The following is a 25,702-nucleotide window of genomic DNA, read 5'->3' as shown; positions in this document are numbered from 1 at the left end:
CACGTTTAGCAATAGCATGTAACTAAAATATCCCGACTGAATTTTAAAATTCAGTCGGGATATTTGTTTAGGCATCGTATTGTGTTACTAATTGGGTAAAATTTGTGAACCATCGTAATTAATGACATCTGGATAATCGGCTGCTTGGGTATAAGCGGTGAAGCCTTTTTCAGGATCATTTAAAAATTGTTCAAAATCGCGGTAATTTTCCAAGGAATAATTTTGAGCTTCCGGGAATAACTTGAGATCATCAATCACTTGCCAACCCCAATCAGCCAATGCTCCTTGGGCAATTGCAAGGTATAAGCGGAGGGAACTAACCCGTAAGCTAATGGTTTGGTCTGGAGTTTGAATTTCCAGATACGTGGTATACGTATTTTGTAGACGACTACCAAGACCGCCCATGTTCAAGCTACCCCCTTGGGACAAAGCATTACCAGTTGCTCGTAAAATTCCAACGTGTAAAGTCACGTGTTCAGGATTGAGCGCAATGGTCTTAGGTGTTTGATCGTTTACATGGTAGATTGTTAGTTCATTGGGCTGGATACTAACGTGTGGTATTGTGGCATCGATACCTTTAACAATTGTCCCAAACGTCAAAACAGTGACGGCTGAATCTCGTAGATAATTAGGTTTCGTCCCCATGCGTTTTTTGGCATTTTCGGGATAGAATTCACCAGCTAAATCTACAGTAAAATTGGTACTTTTTTCAAATTGAAGCATTGCTACACCCCCTATTAGGTCAATTAATTAATAGTAAAATTACTATTAATTAATTTTAACATTTTTGTAAGCGGATACATAAACAAAAAGGTGCAATTTAGCTGTAAAAATGACCTTTTTTACGATGTACGAACATGCGTTCTCGTTGAGCTATCCCTCAGCTTTTATCGAAGTTGCACACACTCAGTTAAAACGTGCCATTTATTGCAAATACCACCTGATATACGCAATATCACTTAGATCATAACGTTCCCTTGCTAGTATTCGACGGTATTTTAACGCAATAAATAGCACTCTGTTATAATATTCCTAAACAACATAAGGAGAACATGATGGAAATATTTTTAATGATCACTATGATCATGGTTACCGGGTTAATTGCAAATGTGATTGGAAAGCTCATTACGTGGATTCCGCTGGCATTTATTCAGATTGCAGCAGGGATGCTTTTGAGCCTGATTCCGCCACTTGCCCATTTTCAAATGCAACCTGAGCTATTTTTATTAATTATTATTGCACCACTGCTATTTAATGATAGTCAAAACACAAAGTTAAGCGAACTCGTCAAGCAAACTAAATCAACGTTTGCGGTGGCAGTGATCTTAGCAATTATTACGATTGTCGTGATTGGCTTTGTGCTTAATTGGCGATTTGGGGTCTTTACATTACCATTGGCAATTGCTTTAAGTGCCATTGTGACCCCAACGGATGCGGTGGCCGTAAAGTCAGTTACCATCTCACGGCAAGTCCCAACTGATGTAATGCAAAGCTTAGAATTTGAGTCGTTATTTAATGATGCCTCAGGTATTGTGGTTTTTGACATTGCATTGACAGTTTTAGCAACCAATCATTTTTCATTGGGGGCAGGTTTGTTGAACTTTGGTTATGTCTTTTTTGGCGGTTTATTGGTCGGCTGTGTGGTTGGTTCCTTACTTCTGTGGTTACGATTAAGCTTACTAACCCATAACCTTGGTGAAGCGACGTTATTAGTACCGTTGAGTATTTTGACCCCATTTGCGGTGTATTTATTAGCTGAACATGTCGGGGTATCAGGAATTTTAGCGGTGGTGGCGACAGGAATGTTACATGCTTACCAACAAGCGCGGTTACGTTTGACATCAACGCGTCTACAAGTCGTCAATAAAGAAGTGTGGACGATTTTAAGTGATACATTAAATGGCTTCGTGTTTGTTATTTTAGGATTATTGTTACCAAATGTGGTTATTTCAATGACACAAACATCGGTGGCATTAATACCATTGTGTTTATTTATTGCTGATTTGATTTATGCAATGATGCTGTTTGTTCGCTTTATGTTTGTGCGACTTAATTTTGCTGGTCATAATTGGCACGGCCGTGAATCGTGGCTTTTTAGTTTAGGTGGTGTGCACGGGACAATGACCTTAGCGATGGCCTTTTCTTTGCCATTACAACTCGGACAAAGTGCGTTTCCATTTCGAACTGAAATTATTTTCATTGCCGCAGCAGTTATTGTGCTTAGTTTATTAGTACCAGCGGTAGTCTTTCCGCTAGTGTTACCAGCCAAATCACTTGCTTTTACACAAGCAGAATTAAAGCACACCCGGGCTAGCATGATTAACTATGCGTTAAATCGGTTAAATGATGAAGATTACGATAGTCGGATTCAAACAATGGTCCGAGATAACTTGCGTTCGCAAAATGGTTTCTTTACTGGTAATCAAAAGGAATTATTACGCTTGATTGAGGGAATGAATGAAGCGAATGCTGATGCGATTGATGCGGCCGTGCACGCTGGCATTTTACCACCTGAGGCCAATAAAATCACGAAACGCCTATTAGTTAAATATAAGCATGGCCATTTATTTCATGGTTTATGGGCAATGGCACAACGGGTTTGGTTTACAAAACGTAGAATTAAGCATATTCAAAGCATGCCAGATTTTGCGGAGCGCGTTGCCAAAATAAAAGCTCAACACCATGAGTTATTAGATCAGGTTAAGGAAATTTTAACGGAAGCAACAAATACGTACTTAGACGAAGAGCGTACAGCACAAAATCGTGAAGAAATTGCGATGGTTCATCATATTTTCATTCGTCGTTGGAGCCAATATGCTCAACGGACGATTACTGAAGATATGCAAACACAACTTAACGATGCCTATGTTCAAGCATTTCAATTTGAATATCAATATTTACAAAATCAATTGAGTAATAATAAAATTTCACAAGGCTTAGCTAAGGAACTGTCAGAACAAGTTTCAAGTTCTGAATTAGTCCAATTTGAAGCCGGTTTATTAGATGGGGAGGTCTAGGATGAAACCAACAAGCATCGTGGCACCAGTTAGTGGTTTGATTAAATTAAGTCAAGATTCAACCGAGAGTCTATTTAGCAGTAATGCTTTAGGTCAAGGAGTGGTGATTTGGCCAACGGATGCTCAATTAGTCAGTCCCATTGCCGGAACGTACTATCAACAAAACGACCATAATATTCAAATTCAAACGGCATTTGGGCGTTGGTTAATCCATATCGGCTTAAATTTTGCGGGAATGGCGCAAACGCCAGTAAAATATATGTTTAAAGATGGGGATGTTTTAGCTGCCAATACGCCCCTAGCAAAGATTGATTGGGAGCAAGTAACTAAAGCCCACCTAGATGTTGTGCAGGAAGTAGCCCTTTTGAATTTGGACCAACAGGCCACAATCATTGAATTTACACCTGGAAATTATCAAACAGGTGGTATAATAGGTAAATTGAATTTAAAAGGAGCGCATGAAGAATAACTAATGGATTTAAAAGCAATTAGCGATTTACTAGGACAATTTGATGCTAGTACTTTGATGGAACTACGCTTAGATGACGCAGAAAGTCATTTGTATTTTAGCAAACTTGAAAGCCCAGCCCCGGTAGTAAATAATAACGACAAGGTAGGGGATGTGCCAATCCCTGATTCACAAGCCATTGTCAATGGTGAACAGGCTAGTACCACGACGCAAACAGAGGATATTATTGCCCCAATCGTTGGGACAGTCTATTTACAACCAACAGTTAATCAAGCGATGTTTAAACAAGTTGGTCAACGGATCCAGGTCGGTGAAACGGTTGCTTTGATTGAAGCGATGAAGATGATGACGGAGATTAAAAGTACGGTTGCCGGCACAATTATTAGTATTAATGTTAAACCCGAGCAGACGGTTGAATACGGTCAAGTGCTCTATACGGTTGCAGTTGATTAAAAAATTAAATTATTTAGGAGGTTAAGCATGAGTGGCAATGATACTTTTACTGGCATTGTAATGTATCGCAAAAATTATCGTGAAGCTGACGTCTTAACCAAAGTGTTAACCCGTGAAGCAGGCAAACGGATGTTTTTTCTGAAAAATGGTAAACGTCCTAGTTATGCGTTAGCAAGTGAGACTTTACCATATACGTATGCTACTTACGAAGGCCGGTTGAATCCAACTGGTCTTTCGTTTTTAAATACCGCTAAGCAAGCAACACACTTTCGCTTATTGAATGAAGATATCGAAGTAAATGCCTATGCAACGTATATTTTGAGTTTAATTGATGCAGCGTTTGAAGACCGTGTAATTATTACGGGGTGGTTTGATCAGATTTTAGCGGCATTTGCGAAGTTAAATGATCATTTTGATCCCCAGGTGATTAGTCAAATTATTGCCTTGAAGTTACTACCAGATTTTGGAGTGCCATTGCAACTACAAGGGTGTGTTATGTGTGGTGAACTTACCGATGAGATGGATTTTTCTGATAAATATCATGGATTACTATGTAGCAAACATTTTAATACTGACCGGCATCGATTAAATATGACGCCAAAAGCTTTGTATTATTTGCGTTTATTTAGCAACATTGACATAACTCAAGTTAATTCAATCAATGTACATCAAGAAACTAAAGTTGAGTTACAACGTGTCATTGATTTAATCTATGACAATACAGTGGGGATCCACGTTAGAGCACGGAGCTTTATTGAACAAATGGATACATGGCAGCAAGCTTTAATTGCAAGTCGCAAACCTAAAGTAGGACCTAACAATGAGCAACAATAATAAAACACCAACTTATATGTAAACATAACATTATGTAGCTAAACGGTTAAGTTGGTGTTTTTTATTAAGTAAATATTGATGTTGAATAGCATATTTAGTTTACATAATAATAGGTTGTTAGTTTGGTTGTTATATACAACATGCCTATTAAATAGCTTTAATTAGAATTGTCAACCCCTTGACAAAAATAATAGACAAATTAAGGGGATGTTGCTATAATGATTATTGAAGTTGAAAATTAAGTAAGTCGTGTCCTATTTTTGGGCACGACTTTTAATGGCTTTAAAAAGAAAGTTGGTGATGGTGATTGGCTACACGGATACCAGAAGATGTTATTAACCAAGTTAGAACAGCCGTTAATATTACAGATGTCGTTAGTGAATACGTCCAACTTCATAAACAAGGTCGCAATTTATTTGGTAAATGTCCATGGCATGATGAACGGACACCATCATTTTCAGTTAATGAACAAAAACAGATTTTTCATTGCTTTTCATGTGGTCGTGGGGGGAACGTTTTTCAATTTTTAACAGAAATGAAGAATCTTTCTTTCCCAGAAGCCGTCCTTGAAGTTGCTAAGATCGCACATATTGAGATTGATCAACAATATGTTGAAAGCACCAATAGTAATAAGCCTGCTAACGAACATGCTGCTTTATATGATTTGTATGCAGAAGCCGCTAAGTTATATCATCATATGCTGATGAATACTAGTGCCGGACAAGATGCTTTGGATTATTTACATCAACGGGGTCTTGATGATGATACCTTAGATTTATTTCATTTAGGATATGCCCCAAAGGAACCATTGCTTTTACCATTTTTCCAAGAACGAGGCGTTGATTATCAACTACTACGACAAAGTGAACTGTTTATTGAAAATGAAGATGGTTCTTTAAGAGATCGTTTTGTCAACCGCGTTTTATTTACTATTCGTAATAGTAATGGCCAGGTAATTGCTTTTTCAGGACGCTCATTAACTCATGATGAACAAGCAAAGTATATTAATTCACCTGAAAGTGTCTTGTTTAACAAGAGTCAGGAGTTGTTTAATTTTGACTTAGCTAAGAATCCCATTAAGCGTAGTAAGGATATTATTTTATTTGAAGGCTTTATGGATGTAATTGCTGCTTTTTCTGCTGGTGTCCAAAATGGTGTTGCTTCTATGGGGACATCTTTAACTGTTGAACAGGTCAAAAAGATAAGTCGTATTGCTAATCGCATTTTAATTGCATATGATGGTGACGCTGCAGGACAAGCGGCAACAAAAAGGGCCATTGATTTGATCAATCAAGTTGCTCCAGCACTAAGTATTCAAATTATCAATCTACCAGATGGGCTTGATCCAGATGAGTATTTGCGTAAATATGGGAAGCAAGAATTTACTAATGCTGTTACCCATGGGTTAGAAACGCCTGTGACATTTGCAATGCGGTACTTAAAGCAAGGACGTAATCTAGCTAATGAGGCAGAAAAGCTTGGATACTTAGATGAAGTTTTAAAAATGCTGGCAACTGTTGATAATCCACTTGAACGTGATTTGCAGGTTAATCAATTAGCACAAGAATTTAATGTGGGCGCAACTAGTTTACATGAACAACTCAAGCATTTGATACAACAGATGCCAATGGCTAACAGTTCAGCTGCTACAGGATACAAAAACACACGAAATAGCAATTTATATGGTCAAAAAGCAGCAACTAGTTTACCAGAACCACAACTTAAGGTTCGTAGTCGAACAGAACGTGCGGAACGGACTTTATTAGTATGGATGCTTCATGATTGGCACGTCTGGCAAGAAGTAACGGCTATTAGTGATTTTCATTTTACTAAGCTTGAATATGAAACATTATTTTTACTTGCTCAAGGCTATTGGAGTACTCACCATCAATATGACTTAGGATTATTCCTAGATTATCTTAATGATACTAATTTAGCACGTGTATTGACAGACCTTGAAAATGATGTAATGATTTCACAACCATCGTTACCAGCTGTTAAGCAGCTTATAGATCAGATTATGCATGTCACACCATTAGTCGATCAGATAAAACAAAAATTGCAACAAATTAGTGAGGCACAACAACTAGGGAATAATGAGTTGCTCGTGACACTAACTAATGAATACATTATATTGCTTCGGCAACAGCACGCACAGCAATAGAAACCGATAAGGGGGCCCATATGGCTGAAAAGAAAGAGTTTGACCAAAAAGCATTTGACACTGATGTAAAAGCTTTAATTAAGGAATACAAAACGACTAAAGAAATTAATTATGATACTTTAGAAAACGAAATTGCCAAAAAGCATCAACTTAATGCAGAACAACTTGATGTTTTGATTGAAAAGGTTGAAGATGCAGGGATTTCAATTGTTGATGAACATGGTAACCCTTCAGAACACGTTTTAAAAAAGACTAAAGCGACTCCTACTAAAAAAGAGTTAGCTGCAGCTGATACTGCTCCTGGATCAATTAAAATTAACGATCCTGTTCGTATGTACTTAAAAGAAATCGGTCGAGTATCATTGCTTACAGGGGATGAAGAAGTTGCTCTTGCCCTAAGGATTGAACAAGGTGATGAAATTGCTAAGCAAGAATTAGCTGAAGCTAACTTACGATTGGTCGTGTCAATTGCGAAGCGTTATGTTGGTCGGGGGATGCAATTTCTTGATTTAATTCAAGAAGGTAATATGGGACTTATGAAGGCTGTTGAAAAGTTTGATTACCGGAAAGGGTTCAAATTCTCAACATATGCAACTTGGTGGATTCGTCAAGCCATTACCCGTGCCATTGCTGACCAAGCCCGCACAATCCGGATTCCAGTACACATGGTTGAAACAATTAATAAGTTAATTCGAATTCAACGGCAATTACTGCAAGATTTAGGACGTGAACCTACGCCAGAAGAAATTGGGGCTGAAATGGATATGCCAACTGAAAAAGTGCGTGAAATTCTAAAAATTGCTCAAGAACCAGTTTCATTAGAAACACCAATTGGGGAAGAGGATGATTCACACCTTGGTGACTTTATTGAAGATCAAGATGCAACTTCACCAGCTGATTCAGCAGCTTACCAAATGTTGAAAGAACAACTTGAAAACGTGCTAGATACCTTGACAGATCGTGAAGAAAACGTACTACGCTTACGTTTTGGTCTTGAAGATGGTCGAACACGCACGCTTGAAGAAGTCGGGAAAGTCTTTGGGGTTACGCGTGAGCGAATTCGTCAGATTGAAGCTAAGGCCTTGCGGAAATTGCGCCATCCTTCACGTTCTAAGCAATTGAAGGATTTTATGGACTAATTGAATATCAATAATTAATTAAAAATCCGGTAGATTCACCTGAGTCTGCCGGTTTTTTGATTGTACTGTTTATTACAAACTCACTATTATTGCAGTCATATTATTTACGAGTGTCATAAAAAAGTGTAAGCTAGTTTAGTAAAAGACATTTAAATTAACCTTATTAGCTTGTCTGATACGAATAAATAAAATAAAATTAAAAAGATTAATTAAATGAAAGAGGGAATCTAAATGGCTCAAAAACCTGAATACTCAGAAGATTCCATTACCGTCCTTGAGGGCCTCGAAGCAGTTCGTAAGCGCCCTGGGATGTATATTGGTTCAACAGACGGACGTGGATTACACCACCTAGTATATGAAATTGTTGATAATGCAGTCGATGAAGCTTTAGCTGGTTATGGTGATACAATCGCCGTAACGATTCATGCTGATAACTCAATTACCGTTGTCGATCATGGTCGTGGTATGCCAGTTGGTATGCATGCTTCTGGTAAACCAACGCCAGAAGTTATTTTGACGGTCTTGCATGCCGGTGGTAAGTTTGGACAAGGCGGTTATAAAACCTCCGGTGGACTCCATGGGGTAGGTTCTTCAGTTGTTAATGCACTTAGTGAAGCACTAACTGTCACTATTGTTCGAGATGGTCAAAAGTATCAAGAGGAATTTGTTAATGGTGGAACACCAGTTGGAACGCTTGAAAACCTAGGTAAGACTAAGGAACATACAGGAACCACATTAACGTTTAAACCTGATCCAAAGATTTTCTCAACGACGGTTTACAATTTTAATACGTTAGCCGAACGTTTACGTGAATCAGCTTTCTTATTAAAAAATATCAAGATTACATTAACTGATGAACGTAACAACCAAGAACGGCATGAAGAATTTTTCTATCAAGATGGGATTAAAGAATTTGTTTCATACTTGAATGAAGATAAAGAAACCCTTGGCGATGTAATGTACTTTGATGGTATTAGTCAAAATGTGGAAGTTGAAGTCGCTGCTCAATACAATGATGGGTACACTGAAACTACATTATCTTTTGTTAATAACGTGCGCACGCCAGATGGTGGAACTCATGAAGCTGGTTTCCGTTCTGCTTGGACAAAAGCTTTTAATGACTATGCACGTAAAATTGGCTTATTAAAAGAAAAAGATAAGAATCTCGAAGGCTCTGATGTTCGTGAAGGGCTTTCAACAGTTATTTCATTACGGATACCTGAAGAAATTCTTCAATTTGAAGGACAAACTAAAGATAAACTTGGTACACCTGAAGCACGCTCAATTGTTGATACAGTTGTAAACGAACAACTAAGCTTCTACTTAATGGAGAATGGTGAATTTGGGCAAGCCTTAATTCGTAAAGCCCTAAAAGCAAGAGAAGCAAGAGAAGCAGCACGTAAAGCACGGGATGAAAGTCGTAGTGGTAAAAAGCGCGGGAAACAAGAACGCTTACTATCAGGAAAATTAACACCAGCCCAATCAAAGAACGCGGCAAAAAACGAATTATTCCTTGTCGAAGGAGATTCTGCTGGTGGATCAGCCAAACAAGGGCGTGATCGAAAATTCCAAGCAATCCTACCTTTACGTGGGAAGGTTTTGAATACCGAAAAAGCTAAGTTAGCAGATATTTTGAAAAACGAAGAAATTTCAACAATGATTTACACGATTGGAGCTTCTGTTGGGGCAGACTTTAATATTGATGATGCTAACTATAGTAAAATCATTATTATGACTGATGCCGATGATGATGGAGCCCACATTCAAACATTACTCTTAACCTTCTTCTACAAATACATGCGCCCAATGATTGAAGCTGGTCGTATTTACATTGCTTTACCACCTCTTTATAAGTTATCGAAAGGCACAGGTAAATCACAAAAGATTGATTATGCCTGGACGAATGAACAATTGGCCCAAAAAGAGGCCACTTTTGGTCGTGGGTATGCTCTTCAACGATTTAAAGGGCTGGGTGAAATGAATGCTGATCAGTTATGGGAAACAACCATGGATCCTGAAACGCGAACGTTGATTCGTGTCAAGATTGATGATGCTATGTTAGCTGAAAAACGAGTAACAACTTTGATGGGTGATAAGGTTGAACCACGGCGTAAATGGATTGAAGAAAATGTGGCTTTTAACTTGAATGAGGAAGACTCAATTCTTGATACTACGCCAACGTTAAATGAAACGGCGCCTACAGCTAAAATAACGGAAGTTGAACTTGATTTAGAAGATAACGAGCCGATGATTACTAGTTGGCAAGATTAAAGACAATAATGAACTACTGATAAAAGGAGAATTCAATGGCTGACAATATTCAAGAATTAGCCTTAGAAGATGTAATTGGCGATCGTTTTGCCCGCTATTCTAAATACATCATCCAAGAACGGGCATTGCCTGATATCCGCGATGGTTTAAAGCCTGTCCAACGCCGGATTTTGTATGCCATGAACAAAGATGGTAATACTTTTGATAAAGCATATCGTAAATCAGCCAAATCGGTTGGGAATGTTATGGGTAATTATCACCCCCATGGAGATTCATCAATTTATGAAGCGATGGTGCGGATGTCACAAGATTGGAAATTACGTGAACCGTTGATTGAAATGCATGGTAATAATGGTTCTATTGATGCTGACCCTGCGGCAGCCATGCGGTATACTGAAGCCCGATTAAGTAAAATTGCTGGTGAGTTACTTCGGGACTTAGATAAAGAAACCGTTGAAATGGTACTAAATTTTGATGATACCGAATATGAACCAACCGTTTTACCTGCTCATTTTCCTAACTTATTAGTTAATGGTGCAACTGGAATTTCAGCAGGTTATGCAACTGATATTCCACCACATAATTTACGAGAAGTGATCGAGGCTCTAATTTATTTATTGGCGCATCCTAATGCTAGCCTTGATGATATGATGGAATTTGTAAAGGGACCTGATTTTCCGACGGGAGGAATCATTCAAGGAATTGATGGGATTAAAAAAGCCTATGAAACTGGTAAAGGTCGGATTGTTTTGCGATCACGGACTAAGATTTCAACAATTCGTGGTGGTAAACAACAAATCGAAGTCACTGAAATTCCATATGAAGTTAATAAAGCACAATTAGTTAAGAAAATAGATGAAATTCGTCTTAATAAAGATGTTGCTGGAATTTCTGAAGTTCGTGATGAATCCGATCGTCAAGGGTTATCAATTGTGATTGAATTGAGTAAAGATGCTAATGCTGATGGTATTTTAGCATATCTATTTAAGAAGACTGATTTGCAGATTACATATAATTTCAATATGGTTGCAATCAATCATCAACGCCCCGAACGTGTGGGCTTATTGACAGCATTACAAGCATACTTGGACTTCCAAAAAGAAATTATTACTAAGCGGACACGTTTTGATTTGACAAAAGCACAAAAACGACAACATATTGTTGCCGGGTTAATCAAAATGATTTCAATTCTTGATGATGTGGTTGCAGCAATTCGCCAAAGTGAAAATCGTAAAAATGCCAAAGAAAATATTATGACCCAATTTGGCTTTACCGATGCACAAGCAGAAGCGATTGTAACTTTGCAATTGTATCGTTTAACCAATACGGATGTAACTCAACTAGAAGCTGAGGCTAGTGAGCTAGCTAAAACTATTGCAGAGTATGAACTAATATTGGCTGATCCAAAAGAATTGAATAAAGTTCTCCGTAAAGAACTTAAAGTAATTGCTAAGGAGTTTGGTAGTGACCGTAAAGCTGAAATTGAAGATCAAGTTGAAGAATTAAAGATTGATCAGACAGTTATGATTGCTGATGAAGATGTAATGCTTTTAGTATCACGTTCAGGTTATGTTAAACGTTCATCAATTCGCTCATTTAACGCTAGTGATGTAAGTGAAAACGGTTTGCGTGAAGATGATCGACCTATCTTCCTTGAAAAAGTTAATACTTTAGCACATGTCTTTATTTTTACAAATAAAGGTAACCTTATTTATCGACCAGTTCATGAAATTACTGATGTTAAGTGGAAAGATACAGGGGAACACGTATCACAAACAATTAACGGCCTTGATTCTGATGAAGAGATGTTAGCAGTAATGATCTTTGATTCTTTGGAAACAACTGGGAACTTTGTTTTAACAACTTCAGATGGCTGGATCAAGCAAACGGCATTTACTGATTTAAAACCTAGTCGCACATATCGTAAGCGAGCCGCCATGGCAATGAAACTTAAAGACGTAACAGCTAAGATTGTTTCAGTTAACTTTGTTCCAACGGGTATGACTAATATTCAAGTAAGTCTGCTTTCAAACGTTGGTTATGCTGTACAATATGATTTAGCTGAAGTGTCTGTGACTGGTGCTAGAACTGCTGGGGTCCGTGCTATGGATTTACGTGATGACGAAACAATTGTAAGTGCATTGATTGTAAAACCTGATGATGAAATTGGTATTGTAACTCAACGTGGTGCATTCAAGCGCATGAGCGTTAATGATATCGCCGTAACTAGCCGAGCACGTCGGGGAAATATGATTTTACGAGAACTTAAAGCACAACCCCATCAAATTATGGCTGCGGTAATTATTACTGATCCATTGGCAGCACTTGAAGTTATTACAAGTCGTAACTTAATACACGACATTATTCCTAATAATTATCCACTTAGTTCAGGATACTCAAATGGTGCATTTGTCATTGATGTTGATGTTGAAGGCCAACCATGCACGATGGTAACGAAAATTTTAGCGATGATTAATAATTAGGTTATTAAAAAGGTTTAAAATTTTTTAATAAATAACTAATTTCTTTTTTATTAGTTATTTATAGTCCTTTTTATAAATTACAAGTTAAAACACTTGCTATTAACTTATAGTATGGGTATTATATATAATATAATAACTATATGAATAGGAGTAAGGGACTATGAAGACCACTCAAGAAAATATTTTTTCATCAAAGACGTTGTCATACTTTTTACAATTGTCAGAAACGATGAATTATACTCAAGCGTCTCAAATTTTAGGTATTACACAACCAGCATTGACACAACAAATCAAGAAATTGGAACGGACTGTTGGGGCACCTTTGTTTTACTCAATTGGTAAAAAGCTACGAATGACTGATGCCGGTTTAACAATGCTTAATGTTACGCAAGAAATATATGAATTACTTAATCGAGCTACTGATGAAATTCAACAATCAACATCTGCTACGCAAGGTGAAATTACTATTGGAATGCTTTCATCAATTGAAGACCGTGTGGTTGAAGATTTCATTATGAATTATTATAAGGATCATCCAGATGTTCGAGTAACTTTCTTTACACTTAGTCGTAAAGAAATCTGGGAACGCCTTGAAAATAACCGCATTGATTTAGCGATTATGTACTTACCAGATGAATCAATTAAAAATTGGAAGCCATACCAAGCTAAGAGTATTATGACTGAAGATTTACTATTCGTGCATAATAGTCCTGAATTGGCAAAGCTTGAAAAAATTCGTTTAAAGGATACTTTAGATGAAAACTGGGTAACTTACCCTGAAAGCTATTACATTGATCAAACAATTCGTGAAATTTACAAGAATCACTTACTTGATTTACCTAAATCTGTAGCACGATTCTCAACACTAAATCAAATTTTACGTTTTGCTAAGCAAACTGATTCTTACACTGCTTTGCCTAAGTCATTTATCACTAGTCATCAAGCTAATATGGGGACAAAAACTTTTGCAATGCCGTTTGAACCAAGTGTTAAGTTTGATTTATCGTTCGTCTATCGAACTGATAAGAGTGAAATTCCACGGATTTCAAACTTCTTGACAGCGTTTGATGAATATTTAGCTAGTCATGCTTATGAAGAACGTTTGGAAATGCTTCAACACGTCGATGACTAATTAAAGTTTGTAGAGAAGTCCACATGCCACTATGGTGTGCGGACTTTTCTTTTGTAAAAGGAGAGTTTTATGGATCAAATTTGTGCATGCCCACAAATTAGTATAATAAACGTTGAAGCTGAAATGGGAGCTGATCCCTTATGGTGTGCTAAGTGTGATTATAATTTAGATACTTATGACTTACCATTAACACCAACATTACAAGCTGAATTAACTATATGGACGAATTCGTTTGGTAGCTGGGTCGATTGGGAAACTGAGCAATTAATTGCCGGTGAGCAATTCACGGAAGTATCTCACAACCAAGGCGGTCGAATTTTAGCTAGCAAAATTCAAGCTGAACTAGGTAATGAGTATCAAGTTATTTTTATAGCTTCTAACATGTATCAAGTCTAGCGATATCCTACTAATTTTGTAAGAATTTAGTTGTTTTATTGTTGGAGTACCGGCCAAAATTGGCTATAATGGTAATAACAGATTAATAATTTAATAATTGAAGGAGTCAATTATGACAAAGAAACTCGTTTTTGGACACTCAAACCCAGATACTGATGCGATTGTAGCTGCAATTGCTTACTCACACTTATTGAACCAATTAGGTGAAGAAACTGAAGCCGTAGCTTTAGGAACACCTAACGAAGAAACACAATTTGCATTGCGTCACTTCGATTATTCAGCACCTCGTGTGATTGCTGCGGCTAAACCAGAAGTCGAAGCGGTTGTATTAGTTGACCACAACGAAAGCCAACAATCAGTTAGTGATTTAGCTGAAGTTGAAATTACTAACATCGTTGATCACCACAAGTTTGCTTTGGAAACAGCAGCTCCATTGTTTATTCGTGCTGAAGCCCTTGGTGCTACTTCATCAATTCTTTTGAAGATGTACAACGAAAACAAAGTTGAAATCCCAGCTCAAATTGCTGGTTTGATGCTTTCTGCTATCATTTCTGACACATTGTTGTTGAAATCACCAACAACGACTGAATTTGATAAGATTGCCGTTAAGACTTTAGCTGAAATTGCGGATGTTGATTTTGAGTCATATGGTCTTGAAATGTTAAAAGCTGGTACTAACTTATCAACTAAGACTGAACTTGAACTCCTTGAAGGTGACGCTAAATCATTTGAAATGGGTGGTAAGACTGTTCGCATCGGTCAAGTTAACACGGTTGATATTGCTGAGGTTTTTGAACGTCAAGCAGCCTTGGAAGAAGCTATGGCCGCTGAAATTACTAAGAATGGCTACGACTTATTCTTGTTTGTTGTTACTAACATTTTAACTTCTGATTCAGAATTATTAGTAGTTGGTGAACCAACTGCACCAGTTGAAGCAGCCTTTAATGGTACTTTAACTAACAATCGTTTGGCATTGCCAGGGGTTGTTTCACGTAAGAAGCAAGTTGTGCCACCATTGACAGCCTCATTCTAATTACAGTTTAAATAAATAAAAAAGCTACGAAAGTAAATTATTTTCGTGGCTTTTTTGTTGGCTATTACCTTGAAACTAATAATTATTTATATAATTTTTATTTTATTGAAATATGAAAAATACCAACTGACATTGACTTTTTATTAAGCTTAGCTTAATATTGTAAGCGGTTACAAAAATAAAACATAAGTGGGGGAAAATTAATGACAGATGTGAAAAAGCTATTTGATTTAACAGGTCAAGTAGCCCTGATTACCGGTGGAACATCAGGACTAGGTTATTATTACACACAAGCATTAGTTGAAGCAGGTGCAGATGTATGTATTGTAAGTCGTAGTACCAAAGGGTGGGATAAAACGCAGGCGTATGTATCCGCATATGGACGCCAAGTTGAATTTATTCAACAAGATATTACTGCTGTGGGGGCGGCGGCTAAAATAGTTGATCAATGTGTCAATGTATTTGGGAAGTTGGATATTTTAGTGAATAACGCTGGAATTCAAATTCGTAATAACTTATTAGATTTTGAAGATGCCGATTGGTTAAAAGTCATCGACACTAATTTAAATGCATTATATTTCTTAACACATGAGGCGGCTCGGGTAATGGTCTCACAACATGCTGGGAAAATTATCAATATTGGCTCAATGCAATCGTTTCGGGCGGGTAAGTATATTTATCCGTATGCCGCTAGTAAGCATGGCGTTGTTGGTTTAACTAAAGCCTATGCCGACGCCTTAGCACCCGAAGGTATTCAAGTTAATGTCTTAGCACCGGGTTATATTAATACCGAAATGACAGAACCATTACAAAATGATCCAATCCGGAATCAAGAAATTTTAACCCATATTCCAGCTGCTCATTGGGCTGATCCAACAGAACTTAAAGGAGCACTTGTATTTCTGGCGAGTGCGGCTTCCAATTATGTGGTGGGTGTAACGATTCCTGTTGATGGTGGGTACTTGTTACGGTAAATGATTTTAAAGGAGAAGACTTATGCCACTTATTGCGGTTTTGATTGGGGTCATCTTATTAGTTATTTTGATTACCAAGTTTAAGTTAAATACGTTTGTTTCATTGGTTATTACAGCTTTTGTTGTAGGATTGATTTTAGGGATTCCGGTTAGTAAATTACCAACCAGTATTGAAACAGGGATTGGGGGGCAATTAGGTCATTTAGCTATTATCTTTGGTTTTGGTTCAATGCTTGGTAAATTGCTTTCTGATACGGGGGGTGGTTTTCGAATTGCCCACAAGTTAATTGAAGTTTTTGGGCGTAAACGGATTCAAGTTGCTGTCATTATCGCATCATTTATTATCGGTTTAGCGTTATTCTTTGAGGTTGGGTTAGTTGTGCTATTACCAATTATCTTTGTGATTGCCCGTGAAGTTGATATGCCATTGTTATATCTTGGGATTCCGATGGCCGCAACTCTGAATGTTGCACATGGATTTTTACCACCACATCCAGCGCCAACTGCTGTATCGGATGTCTTGAAGGTCCCACTTGGCCATGTTTTATTAATCGGTATTTTAGTTGCGATTCCAACGATTGTTATTTCGGGACCAATTTTTAATCACTTTTTACAAAAAGTATATCCCAAGGTATATAAGCGTGATATCAATATTTCAGTTCTTGGTGATTATAAAGAATTCAATATTGATGAAACGCCTAAATTTGGGATTAGTGTCTTAACTGCTTTATTACCCGTTATTTTAATTGGGATTGGGACTATCTTGGATTTTATTTTACCTAAAGGTACATTGATTGGAAATGTAGTCGCGTTTATTAGTTCACCAGACGTGGCGATGTTAATTTCATTAATCTTTGCGGTCTTTACGATGGGCCTTAACCGCGGCTTAACAATGGCTGAAATTGGTGATAAAATGTCGGGTTCCGTTAAGCAAATTGCCATGATGCTTTTAATCATTGGTGGTGGTGGTGCCTTCAAACAAGTTCTTGTTGATGGCGGCGTTGCTAAGTTTATCGGTGATTTATTTGGTCAATCAAACATGTCACCAATTATTGTGGCTTGGTTAATTACGGCTTTACTCCGGATTAGTTTAGGTTCATCAACTGTCGCTTCAATTACCGGTGCGAGCTTAGTTACTAATATTGTTACTAATTCAACCGTTAATCCGGTATTAATTGTGTTAGCAATTGGTGCCGGTAGCATCTTTGCTGATCATGTTAATGATGCTGGTTTTTGGATGATTAAAGAATACTTTGGACTTACGCTAAAAGAAACGTTCCTTTCATGGACGACCTTAACATGTGTGATTTCATTATCTGGTTTGGCATCGATTCTAGTCGCGTCATTATTTATTTAAACGTGGATTAATTGTATATATCTTAAAAATTAAAAGCGAATGAAATGTTAAATTTTATTCGCTTTTTTCGTTTTTAACGTTTGAGACATTGATTTCTGAAGACAACTTTTTATGCTAAATACTGGCCAGATGGATGGAATTGATGATAAAATTTAAATTATGTTAAAATCAATAAAATTTATCATTGTTATTTAATTGTTTTATCATTTATGCTAGAATTAACTTAATTTAAGTGTTGTTTAGGTTAATTGTATTATTGATTAGCGATACAAAAATATGGTTAAGGATGATAATTATGAGTAATGATACGCAAGTAATTGATGTCTTATTAATTGGTGCAGGTATTATGAGTGCAACTTTAGGAACGTTATTGAAAGAATTAGATCCAACTTTAAATGTTCGGGTTTTAGAGAAAATGACCGAGCCAGCCCAGGAAAGTTCTAATGAGTGGAATAATGCTGGGACCGGCCATTCAGCACTCTGTGAATTGAATTATACGTCGCTAAATAAAGATGGTTCGGTTAACATTGATAAAGCTTTAAATATTAATGAACAGTTTCAACTTTCACGTCAATTTTGGTCATATTTAGTTGATCAAGGCAATATTAAAAATCCGACTGATTTTATTCGAGCTATTCCCCATATGAGTATGGTTCAGGGTACTAAGAACGCCGAGTTTTTACAGCAACGAGTGGCGGCTTTGACTAAAAGTCATTTATTTAACGGTATGCAGTATAGCGATGATTGGGCAACTTTAACTGAATGGATGCCATTAATCATGCGTGGCCGCAATGCCGACGCTAAAATTGCAGCGACTAAAATCGACTCTGGAACCGATGTTAACTTTGGGGCCCTCACGCGCTTGTTATGTAGTCATTTACAACAACAAGGAGTTCAAATTGATTATGGACTTACCGTTAAAGATATTCAGCGTCACGCTAATCAGTTGTGGGAAGTTAAAGTCATTAATGAAGCTGGACAAGTCAAACATTTAACAACCAAATTCCTATTTATCGGTGCTGGTGGTGGGGCCTTACCATTACTTCAAAAAACCGGTATTCCTGAAGCCAAGCACATTGGTGGTTTCCCCATCAGTGGTTTATTTTTAGTCTGTAAAAAGCCAGCCATCGCTAATCAACATCATGGTAAAGTTTATGGGAAAGCTGCCGTTGGTGCACCACCAATGTCAGTACCACATTTAGATACACGCTTTATCGATGGGCAAAAAGCATTATTATTTGGTCCGTTTGCTGGTTTTTCACCTAAATTTTTAAAAAATGGTTCAGCGTGGGACTTAATTAATTCAGTTAAGTCCGATAATTTAGTAACAATGTTGGCATCGGGGGCTAAAAATATAAGCTTGGTGCAGTATTTATTAAAAGAACTAACTTTGACAAAAGCTCAACGCATTGCCGAACTGCGCGAGTTTATTCCAGAGGTGCAAAGTAATGATTGGGAAATTATTGTGGCTGGTCAACGGGTCCAAGTGATTAAGGATACGAATGCGGGCAAAGGGATCTTACAATTTGGGACTGAAGTTGTTACTGGTGGGAGTGGATCGGTAGCGGCCTTATTAGGTGCTTCACCAGGGGCTTCAACTGCTGTTTCAGTGATGTTAAATGTCATTGAGACTTGTTTTACAGATCGTATGGCTGAATGGGCTCCTAAAATTTTAGCGATGATTCCCTCGTATGGCCAAAAATTGAATGATAACCCTGCATTATTTGCCGAAATTCAAGCATATACAACCGCAACATTACAGTTAGATAATGCGTGAATTATTGAATGATACTTGTAAAAATTCAAATAAAATGCTAATCTTAAATTTGTAAGTGTTAGAGCAATTATATAGATGTGTTACTAGGGGTGTGATGTACGTCACTGAGATCAGTCAGACTGGGACCCTTGAACCTGTTGAGTTGAAACTCGCGTAGGGAAGTACTGAATGTCGACCTTTTAGTAGGTGTCAGTCCATGCGTGGACTGGCCCCTTTTTTATTTGGCACCTACGTCATGTGCAACCTAGCATTTAATTGTTACTTATGATAATAAATTTGCTGGAGATTCTTATGTCTAAATTTTCTGAAACCTTGGTTGAACAAGCCCAACCAATCTTACAAGCGGTAATTTCACATCCGTTTTTACAAGAAATAATCACGGGCGAGATTAGTAACGATGCGTTAATTACGTATGTCCAACAAGATGAATACTACTTAGGTGAATATGCAAAAGCGTTTGCGAATGCCTATTTATTGGCTAATGATGATGCACAACGGGCTTTAGTCGCCCCAAGTATTACCACTGAAGCAGAAATAATTGCGCATGAATGGTTACTTGAACATGCCGGGACTACCTTAGCTGAAGTTGGGTTAGCTAAACCGAATCCAAATACAGTGGCGTATTTAAATCATATTAAAGCCAGCGGGGCCCATAACTACTTTTATCAAATTACTGCTGTGCTACCATGTATGTGGATATATCGAGAATTTGGGCACAACTTAGGTCCCAAAGTGGGCACTGATACGCTACTTGGTAGATGGTTGCACTTATATGCCAATGACATGCCGGAATACTTTGAAATGTCAATTGTTGATGATTTATTTGCCATGCTTGATACGCATATGACCGAATTATCAGCATACGATCAAGCTAACTTGATTGAGATTTTTTTACGCGGCTGTGAATATGAATATCATTTCTTTGATGCCGCTTATCGGCAACAAAAATGGTTATATGAAGCGTAATTTATATCAGGTGCAAAAAACTTAATTTTAAAAGGAGTTCTACCATGTTAAATTATCAGTTATTAGATCAAGTTCGTGCCACAACCCCGGTGATTGTAACGTTTGCGAATTATGTAACACCGCAAATCGTAGCCAATGCGGTTAATGTTATTGGTGGTTCACCAATTATGAGTCTTGAACCTGCTGAAGCACCAGCATTAGTAAGCATGGCCACTGCTGTTACGTTAAATTTAGGCACCGCTCAAAGTGCAGAACTTGATTTTGTTGAACTAGTCGCTTTAGGTAAAGCAGCTAATACATTGGGGTTACCCGTAATTATTGATCCAGTAGCGGTTAGCGTACCATTCCGGAGCCAATATGTTGCCCGCTTACTTAAAGAAATTCAAGTCGATGTAATTCGGGGAAATGCCAGTGAAATTGCGCACTTTGCAGGAGTGGCTGCTGAATCACGTGGGATTGATGCCGTTGGGGAAGTTGATATTGAAGCCGTGGCTGTCGCAGCTGCGCGCAATACCGATATGTTGATTGTATTGACGGGACCAACAGATATTGTGACGGATGGGCATAAAGTCTTTAAAATCAAAAATGGCCATGAATTACTAGCCGCTAATGTTGGTTCAGGTGATATGCTGTCATCAGTTTTGGGCACCTTTTTACTTAAGGGACAAGACCGCTTAGAAGGTTTAGCATTAGCAACGCTTGCTATGGGAGTAGCTGGTCAATTAGCTGGTCAACAAAACGAAGGTAAACCAGGTACGTTTAGTGCGGCTTTATTGGATGAACTATACCAATTAACACCAGCTAAACTTGAAGAATTTGGTGATTGGGAGGAATTAGATGTCAAGTAATGTACAACAATTTCCCCAAATGTTAACCGTGGCGGGCATTGATTCTAGTGGCGGTGCCGGAATTAATGCTGATGTAGCGACCGCCTTTGCGCATCACGTGTATCCGGCCACAGTGGTTGTCGCTGTGACGGCCCAAAATACGTATGGTGTTCAAGGTGTTCAATTACTTGAACCGCAAATAATTGAGCAACAATTTGCTAGTATTGCTGATGACTTGGCAATTAGAGCCGTTAAAACTGGGATGCTAGGTGATCAACAACATGTTGAAATTGTCGCAAAAGCACTTGCTAATTATGACTTTGGTCCAATTATTATTGATCCAGTAATGGTAGCTAAAGGTGGAGCTAAATTATTAAGTAACGAAGCAGTTACAGCAGTTAAAACAAAATTATTACCATTAGCTACTTTGGTAACACCTAATTTATTAGAAGCACAACAATTGACTGGCATTGAAATTAACACACCTGATAATTTAGTAACTGCTGCACACATATTACAATCTTTAGGTGCTAAAAATGTTCTCATTAAGGGCGGTCACGCTATTGGTAATGAGTTAACTGATTATATCTTACTAGCTAATCAAACTGAATTTACATTGGTTAATTCACGCGTTGATACTATTCGAACTCATGGGACTGGTGATACTTATGCCGCAGCAATTGCTAGTAATTTGGCACTTGGATATGATTTAGTTAGCTCCATCAAGCAAGCCAAAGAGTATTTATATACAACTATCACTAATCAAATTATTGTAGGGCATGGCCACGGACCACTTAATCATTGGGGAAGGATGTGTAATTAATGCAATTTTCATCAAAAATGTTACGTTCTTATTTAATAATTGGTACCAAAGATTTATTAGCAGGCCAAGATTTGTTAGAATTAGTAGAGACTGCTTTAAAGGCTGGCACTACAATCGTTCAATATCGGGAAAAAGGTTCAGGTGCAATTAAAAATTATGCTGATAAATTAGCATTAGCGCATCAATTAAAGAAATTAACTTTAAAATATAATGTGCCGTTAGTAATTGACGATGATCTTAATTTGGCATTAGCTATTCAAGCCGATGGCATCCATATTGGTCAAAGCGATCAAACAGTATCTAAAATTGTAGACCAAATTAAGTTAAGCACTAATCCCGATATGTTTATTGGCTTATCAGTTAGTAATTTAACACAACTTGGTAATAGTGATTTAACAAATATAAGTTATTTAGGTAGTGGGCCAATTAAGACTACTAGTTCTAAGGCCGATGCCGATCCTGTAATTGGATTAAAGGGTTTAACAGATTTAGTTACGGCAACAAAATTACCAATTGTAGCTATTGGTGGTGTTTCATTTACTGATGCTAAAGATATTGCTAGGACTGGTGCTTGTGGCCTTGCAATGATTTCAGCTTTTACACATGCCAAAGTTACGGAATTAAATACATGGATTCCAAAAATTAATGAAATATTTACAAAATAAAGCCCCCCTAGGAGAAAAATTATGGAAGCAAGTATCGCAATTCAAGTATTACCAAAGGCAGAAACAGACGAACGTTTAATTGAAGTTGTTGATCAAGTAATTAACTATATTCAAAGTACAGGTTATAATTATCAAGTTGGTGCCTTTGAAACTAGTATTGAAGGTGATTATGAAGGTTTAATGGAGATTATCAAAAATTGTCAATTAATTGCAATTAAAGCCGGCGCTCCTGAGGTATCAGCATATGTTAAAATCACGTATCGTCCAGAAGGTGAAGTTTTGACAATTGATAAGAAAACTAAAAAACATGAACATTAAAATAAATTAACGATTATAAAAGAGCTGCCTCAAAACAGAGGTGGCCTTTTTGTTATATACAATATACTGGCTACTTATTGAAAATTCTAATTATCTGAATGGTTGTGTAGTACAAAAATACGAACCTTAAATTTAAAACAACTTGATTGCACTTTAAATTAATAATCGTTAGACTTCATATTAGTACAGTATATGTACTGATTTATAGATTATAAAGATTGATTTATAATGTAAAAAATTTTTATAAGCTTGTTGTTTTAACATGCATAACGTAAAATTGTTGGTAGCTCATATTTTTAAATGGAATTGAGCATAAATACAGAAATGGTTCGAGAGAGGGTCATGGAAAGAAAAAAAGAATTAGTATCGCTGGGAACAGCGTTAGTTGCAATTGGAATTGTATATGGTGATATTGGTACATCACCACTGTATACAATGAACGCCATTTTGGGGCATCAGGGGGTCTTTGGTAATCTAACAAAGGATTATGTATTTGGAGCAATCTCATTAGTATTTTGGACAATTACTCTAGTTACGACAATCAAATATGTTTTGATTGCCTTGCAGGCAGATAATCGTGGTGAGGGTGGAATATTTGCCTTATATGCGATTGTTAGGAATAGGGCAAAATGGCTAATTATTCCGGCAGTTATCGGTGGAGCTGCTTTGCTGGCAGATGGAACATTAACTCCTGCGATGACCGTAACTAGTGCCATTGAAGGACTTAAGGGCCAGAAGATAGGCAGCTTTGTTTTTAGTAATAGCCAAAATGTAGTTGTCCTGGCAGTTGCAGTTATTTTATTAGCATTGTTTATGTTACAGCGCTATGGAACAAATGCAATCGGAAAATTATTTGGGCCTATTATGCTAATTTGGTTTGCTTTTCTAGGTTTAATGGGTGTTATGAACATGGCTCACTATCCTGATATTTGGCAAGCTTTATTGCCTCAGTATGGTGTAAAGTTACTTTTTAGCCCAGAAAATAAGGTTGGAATTTTTATCCTAGGAAGTGTATTCTTAGCAACAACTGGTTCAGAAGCTTTGTACTCAGATATGGGACACGTTGGAAAGCGTAACATTTATTTCACCTGGCCATTTGTGTTTATTACTTTGATTTTGAATTACATGGGCCAAGGTGCATGGACTTTAGCACATATGAAAGCCGATAGTTTTCAAAATTTAACTGGTATTAATCCATTCTTTGCAATGATGCCAGAAACTTGGCGTATCTTTGGAATTATAATTGCTACTTTAGCTGCCATTATTGCATCACAGGCGCTGATCACTGGTTCATTCACTCTAGTTACAGAAGCGATTGGTTTAAAGATTTTACCACGGATTCGAATGCGGTATCCTAATTTCTTGAAAAGTCAAGTTTATATTCGCTTTGTTAATTGGTTAATGTGTGCAGCTAGTTTAGGAATTGTATTTTTATTCCAAACATCAGCACATATGGAATCAGCATATGGCTTAGCTATTACGGTAACAATGTTAATGACAACATTGCTTCTTTATGAATTTATTACGATGAAACGTAATCGGATAGTTGCATTGACAGTAGCATTTTTCTTTGGTGCCCTTGAAATGCTTTTCCTAATTGCAAGTCTATTTAAGTTTGTTGATGGTGGTTATGTGACCGTATTAATTACATTAGCGATTGTAGGTGTAATGGTGCTTTGGTACTTTGGTAACAAGGCTCGGGATAAATATGTTGATGAAACTGAATATGTTTCATTACGTGATTTCCGAAAACAATTAGTTAAATTAAGTAATGATACTACGATACCAGAATATGCAACTAATTTAGTTTATATAGCTAATATTAAGCAAAATTATACAGTTAAGCGTTCTGTACTTTATTCAATCCTTGATAAGCAGCCAAAACGTGCTTGTGTATACTGGTTTGTATCAATTCATGAAACAGCAACCCCATTTGAGCGCCGATATACAGTTGACATGATGGGAACGCGCAATATTGTCTGTGTGCATCTATACCTTGGATTTAAGGTTAGTCAAACTGTTAGCGTCTATCTACGCGAAATTGTAAATCAATTAATTGCTGAAGAAGCGATCGATATTCAGATTCAAAAGTATAGTACGTTAAAGGGGCGTAAAATTGGTAACTTTAGCTACGTAGTCATGAAGCAAAAATTAGCTGATTTACGCTCATTACAAAGTTCATCATTTCTTGATCGTACATTAATTGCTGGTCGCTTATTCTTACAAGAAAAAATGGCAGCTCCTGCTATTTGGTACGGGTTAGAATTTAGTGAAGTATTAGAAGAACCAGAACCATTATTTATTAATCGTAAAGTATCTCGAAACCTGCATAAGGACTATATTAAAAATACAGTTCCAGCCGAAAAAAATTTAGATTCAACCAAAAATGAACCTAAATCTATTGAATAAGGGATTGTGTCATAACTATAGCTAGTAGTAATTGACGATTAGACCGTGTTTTAAAATTAAATAATTTCATAAATTAAAAAGAGAAGACTGAATTTTTTATAAATTTAGTCTTCTCTTTTTAGTTTTATTGGGACACCTTTTATCGTTTATTGCCCAACATCGCTTGTTTAACTAACGAACTTGATAGCGGCGTAA

At 37.2% G+C, this 25,702-nt stretch carries 21 protein-coding genes and 1 riboswitch; of the genes, 20 read left to right on the top strand and 1 reads right to left on the bottom strand.

The genetic code is table 11. The annotated features are described in order from the left end of the window. Window positions 1-87: 87 nt before the first annotated feature. Window positions 88-723, bottom strand: a complete 636-nt coding sequence (locus tag HF964_RS02365; protein ID WP_168721437.1) for a hypothetical protein — start codon at window positions 721-723, stop codon at window positions 88-90. A gap of 329 nt (window positions 724-1,052) precedes the next feature. On the opposite strand from HF964_RS02365, the gene HF964_RS02360 reads away from it, so the two are divergent. From HF964_RS02360 to HF964_RS02265, 20 genes are all read left to right on the top strand, one after another. After that, window positions 1,053-3,017 carry a cation:proton antiporter gene (locus HF964_RS02360; RefSeq protein WP_168721436.1) on the top strand — a complete coding sequence of 655 codons (1,965 nt, stop codon included), beginning with the start codon at window positions 1,053-1,055 and terminating at the stop codon, window positions 3,015-3,017. A 1-nt stretch (window position 3,018) separates the two neighbouring features. Next, entirely contained in the window at window positions 3,019-3,486 is a 468-nt protein-coding gene (locus tag HF964_RS02355) for a PTS glucose transporter subunit IIA (RefSeq protein WP_168721435.1), read from the top strand. Between the two features lie 3 nt (window positions 3,487-3,489). Next, window positions 3,490-3,939: an acetyl-CoA carboxylase biotin carboxyl carrier protein gene (locus tag HF964_RS02350; protein WP_168721434.1), complete on the top strand. Its 450-nt coding sequence runs from the start codon at window positions 3,490-3,492 to the stop codon at window positions 3,937-3,939. Between the two features lie 27 nt (window positions 3,940-3,966). Continuing rightward, window positions 3,967-4,773 carry a DNA repair protein RecO gene (gene recO / locus HF964_RS02345; RefSeq protein WP_168721433.1) on the top strand — a complete coding sequence of 269 codons (807 nt, stop codon included), beginning with the start codon at window positions 3,967-3,969 and terminating at the stop codon, window positions 4,771-4,773. A 307-nt stretch (window positions 4,774-5,080) separates the two neighbouring features. Then, complete coding sequence (dnaG, locus tag HF964_RS02340) at window positions 5,081-6,937, top strand: DNA primase (RefSeq protein WP_168721432.1); 1,857 nt, start codon at window positions 5,081-5,083, stop codon at window positions 6,935-6,937. Between the two features lie 20 nt (window positions 6,938-6,957). After that, window positions 6,958-8,076 (top strand): RNA polymerase sigma factor RpoD, encoded by a 1,119-nt coding sequence (gene rpoD, locus HF964_RS02335; protein ID WP_168721431.1) that lies wholly within the window; start codon window positions 6,958-6,960, stop codon window positions 8,074-8,076. Window positions 8,077-8,307: 231 nt separating this feature from the next. Beyond that, the gene (parE, locus tag HF964_RS02330; protein ID WP_168721430.1) at window positions 8,308-10,347 is read left to right on the top strand and encodes a DNA topoisomerase IV subunit B; all 2,040 of its coding nucleotides are present in this window, start codon (window positions 8,308-8,310) and stop codon (window positions 10,345-10,347) included. Window positions 10,348-10,382: 35 nt separating this feature from the next. Next, a complete protein-coding gene (gene parC, locus HF964_RS02325; RefSeq protein ID WP_168721429.1) occupies window positions 10,383-12,830 on the top strand; it encodes a DNA topoisomerase IV subunit A in 2,448 nt (815 codons plus the stop codon). A gap of 160 nt (window positions 12,831-12,990) precedes the next feature. Continuing rightward, window positions 12,991-13,962, top strand: a complete 972-nt coding sequence (locus HF964_RS02320) for a LysR family transcriptional regulator (RefSeq protein WP_168721428.1) — start codon at window positions 12,991-12,993, stop codon at window positions 13,960-13,962. A gap of 69 nt (window positions 13,963-14,031) precedes the next feature. Further along, window positions 14,032-14,358, top strand: coding sequence for a hypothetical protein (locus HF964_RS02315; RefSeq protein WP_168721427.1), 327 nt, complete (start codon window positions 14,032-14,034; stop codon window positions 14,356-14,358). A gap of 112 nt (window positions 14,359-14,470) precedes the next feature. Next, window positions 14,471-15,391, top strand: coding sequence for a manganese-dependent inorganic pyrophosphatase (locus HF964_RS02310; protein ID WP_168721426.1), 921 nt, complete (start codon window positions 14,471-14,473; stop codon window positions 15,389-15,391). 203 nt (window positions 15,392-15,594) lie between these two features. Then, window positions 15,595-16,365: an SDR family NAD(P)-dependent oxidoreductase gene (locus HF964_RS02305; protein ID WP_168721425.1), complete on the top strand. Its 771-nt coding sequence runs from the start codon at window positions 15,595-15,597 to the stop codon at window positions 16,363-16,365. 22 nt (window positions 16,366-16,387) lie between these two features. Beyond that, complete coding sequence (locus HF964_RS02300) at window positions 16,388-17,722, top strand: gluconate:H+ symporter (protein WP_168721424.1); 1,335 nt, start codon at window positions 16,388-16,390, stop codon at window positions 17,720-17,722. A gap of 232 nt (window positions 17,723-17,954) precedes the next feature. Then, entirely contained in the window at window positions 17,955-19,499 is a 1,545-nt protein-coding gene (gene mqo / locus HF964_RS02295; RefSeq protein ID WP_338091064.1) for a malate dehydrogenase (quinone), read from the top strand. Between the two features lie 75 nt (window positions 19,500-19,574). After that, window positions 19,575-19,676: riboswitch (TPP riboswitch) on the top strand. Window positions 19,677-19,790: 114 nt separating this feature from the next. After that, window positions 19,791-20,465, top strand: a complete 675-nt coding sequence (locus HF964_RS02290) for a thiaminase II/PqqC family protein (protein WP_168721422.1) — start codon at window positions 19,791-19,793, stop codon at window positions 20,463-20,465. A gap of 44 nt (window positions 20,466-20,509) precedes the next feature. Continuing rightward, the gene (thiM, locus tag HF964_RS02285; RefSeq protein ID WP_168721421.1) at window positions 20,510-21,313 is read left to right on the top strand and encodes a hydroxyethylthiazole kinase; all 804 of its coding nucleotides are present in this window, start codon (window positions 20,510-20,512) and stop codon (window positions 21,311-21,313) included. Beyond that, window positions 21,303-22,115 carry a bifunctional hydroxymethylpyrimidine kinase/phosphomethylpyrimidine kinase gene (thiD, locus tag HF964_RS02280; RefSeq protein ID WP_168721420.1) on the top strand — a complete coding sequence of 271 codons (813 nt, stop codon included), beginning with the start codon at window positions 21,303-21,305 and terminating at the stop codon, window positions 22,113-22,115. Before thiM ends, thiD begins: the two co-directional genes overlap by 11 nt. Beyond that, window positions 22,115-22,780, top strand: a complete 666-nt coding sequence (gene thiE / locus HF964_RS02275) for a thiamine phosphate synthase (protein WP_168721419.1) — start codon at window positions 22,115-22,117, stop codon at window positions 22,778-22,780. The genes thiD and thiE overlap by 1 nt, the downstream gene beginning before the upstream one ends. Before the next feature lie 21 nt (window positions 22,781-22,801). Beyond that, window positions 22,802-23,098: a thiamine-binding protein gene (locus HF964_RS02270; protein ID WP_168721418.1), complete on the top strand. Its 297-nt coding sequence runs from the start codon at window positions 22,802-22,804 to the stop codon at window positions 23,096-23,098. Between the two features lie 342 nt (window positions 23,099-23,440). After that, window positions 23,441-25,507, top strand: a complete 2,067-nt coding sequence (locus tag HF964_RS02265) for a KUP/HAK/KT family potassium transporter (protein WP_168721417.1) — start codon at window positions 23,441-23,443, stop codon at window positions 25,505-25,507. Window positions 25,508-25,702 lie beyond the last annotated feature (195 nt).

The organism is Periweissella fabalis, assembly GCF_012396505.1.
GTDB lineage: Bacteria > Bacillota > Bacilli > Lactobacillales > Lactobacillaceae > Periweissella > Periweissella fabalis.
Note: the sequence above shows the minus strand (reverse complement) of the source record. Positions and strands in the feature narration are given on the sequence as shown.

What these genes read in the sequence shown, in the direction of transcription:
- HF964_RS02365 (WP_168721437.1), bottom strand. Translation starts at nt 723, where the DNA reads ATGCTTCAATTTGAAAAAAGTACCAATTTTACTGTAGATTTAGCTGGT.
- thiE (WP_168721419.1), top strand. Translation starts at nt 22,115, where the DNA reads ATGCAATTTTCATCAAAAATGTTACGTTCTTATTTAATAATTGGTACC.
- HF964_RS02355 (WP_168721435.1), top strand. Translation starts at nt 3,019, where the DNA reads ATGAAACCAACAAGCATCGTGGCACCAGTTAGTGGTTTGATTAAATTA.
- HF964_RS02315 (WP_168721427.1), top strand. Translation starts at nt 14,032, where the DNA reads ATGGATCAAATTTGTGCATGCCCACAAATTAGTATAATAAACGTTGAA.
- HF964_RS02290 (WP_168721422.1), top strand. Translation starts at nt 19,791, where the DNA reads ATGTCTAAATTTTCTGAAACCTTGGTTGAACAAGCCCAACCAATCTTA.
- HF964_RS02310 (WP_168721426.1), top strand. Translation starts at nt 14,471, where the DNA reads ATGACAAAGAAACTCGTTTTTGGACACTCAAACCCAGATACTGATGCG.
- rpoD (WP_168721431.1), top strand. Translation starts at nt 6,958, where the DNA reads ATGGCTGAAAAGAAAGAGTTTGACCAAAAAGCATTTGACACTGATGTA.
- thiD (WP_168721420.1), top strand. Translation starts at nt 21,303, where the DNA reads ATGTCAAGTAATGTACAACAATTTCCCCAAATGTTAACCGTGGCGGGC.
- HF964_RS02265 (WP_168721417.1), top strand. Translation starts at nt 23,441, where the DNA reads ATGGAAAGAAAAAAAGAATTAGTATCGCTGGGAACAGCGTTAGTTGCA.
- recO (WP_168721433.1), top strand. Translation starts at nt 3,967, where the DNA reads ATGAGTGGCAATGATACTTTTACTGGCATTGTAATGTATCGCAAAAAT.
- thiM (WP_168721421.1), top strand. Translation starts at nt 20,510, where the DNA reads ATGTTAAATTATCAGTTATTAGATCAAGTTCGTGCCACAACCCCGGTG.
- HF964_RS02300 (WP_168721424.1), top strand. Translation starts at nt 16,388, where the DNA reads ATGCCACTTATTGCGGTTTTGATTGGGGTCATCTTATTAGTTATTTTG.
- HF964_RS02350 (WP_168721434.1), top strand. Translation starts at nt 3,490, where the DNA reads ATGGATTTAAAAGCAATTAGCGATTTACTAGGACAATTTGATGCTAGT.
- HF964_RS02305 (WP_168721425.1), top strand. Translation starts at nt 15,595, where the DNA reads ATGACAGATGTGAAAAAGCTATTTGATTTAACAGGTCAAGTAGCCCTG.
- HF964_RS02360 (WP_168721436.1), top strand. Translation starts at nt 1,053, where the DNA reads ATGATGGAAATATTTTTAATGATCACTATGATCATGGTTACCGGGTTA.
- parC (WP_168721429.1), top strand. Translation starts at nt 10,383, where the DNA reads ATGGCTGACAATATTCAAGAATTAGCCTTAGAAGATGTAATTGGCGAT.
- HF964_RS02320 (WP_168721428.1), top strand. Translation starts at nt 12,991, where the DNA reads ATGAAGACCACTCAAGAAAATATTTTTTCATCAAAGACGTTGTCATAC.
- HF964_RS02270 (WP_168721418.1), top strand. Translation starts at nt 22,802, where the DNA reads ATGGAAGCAAGTATCGCAATTCAAGTATTACCAAAGGCAGAAACAGAC.
- parE (WP_168721430.1), top strand. Translation starts at nt 8,308, where the DNA reads ATGGCTCAAAAACCTGAATACTCAGAAGATTCCATTACCGTCCTTGAG.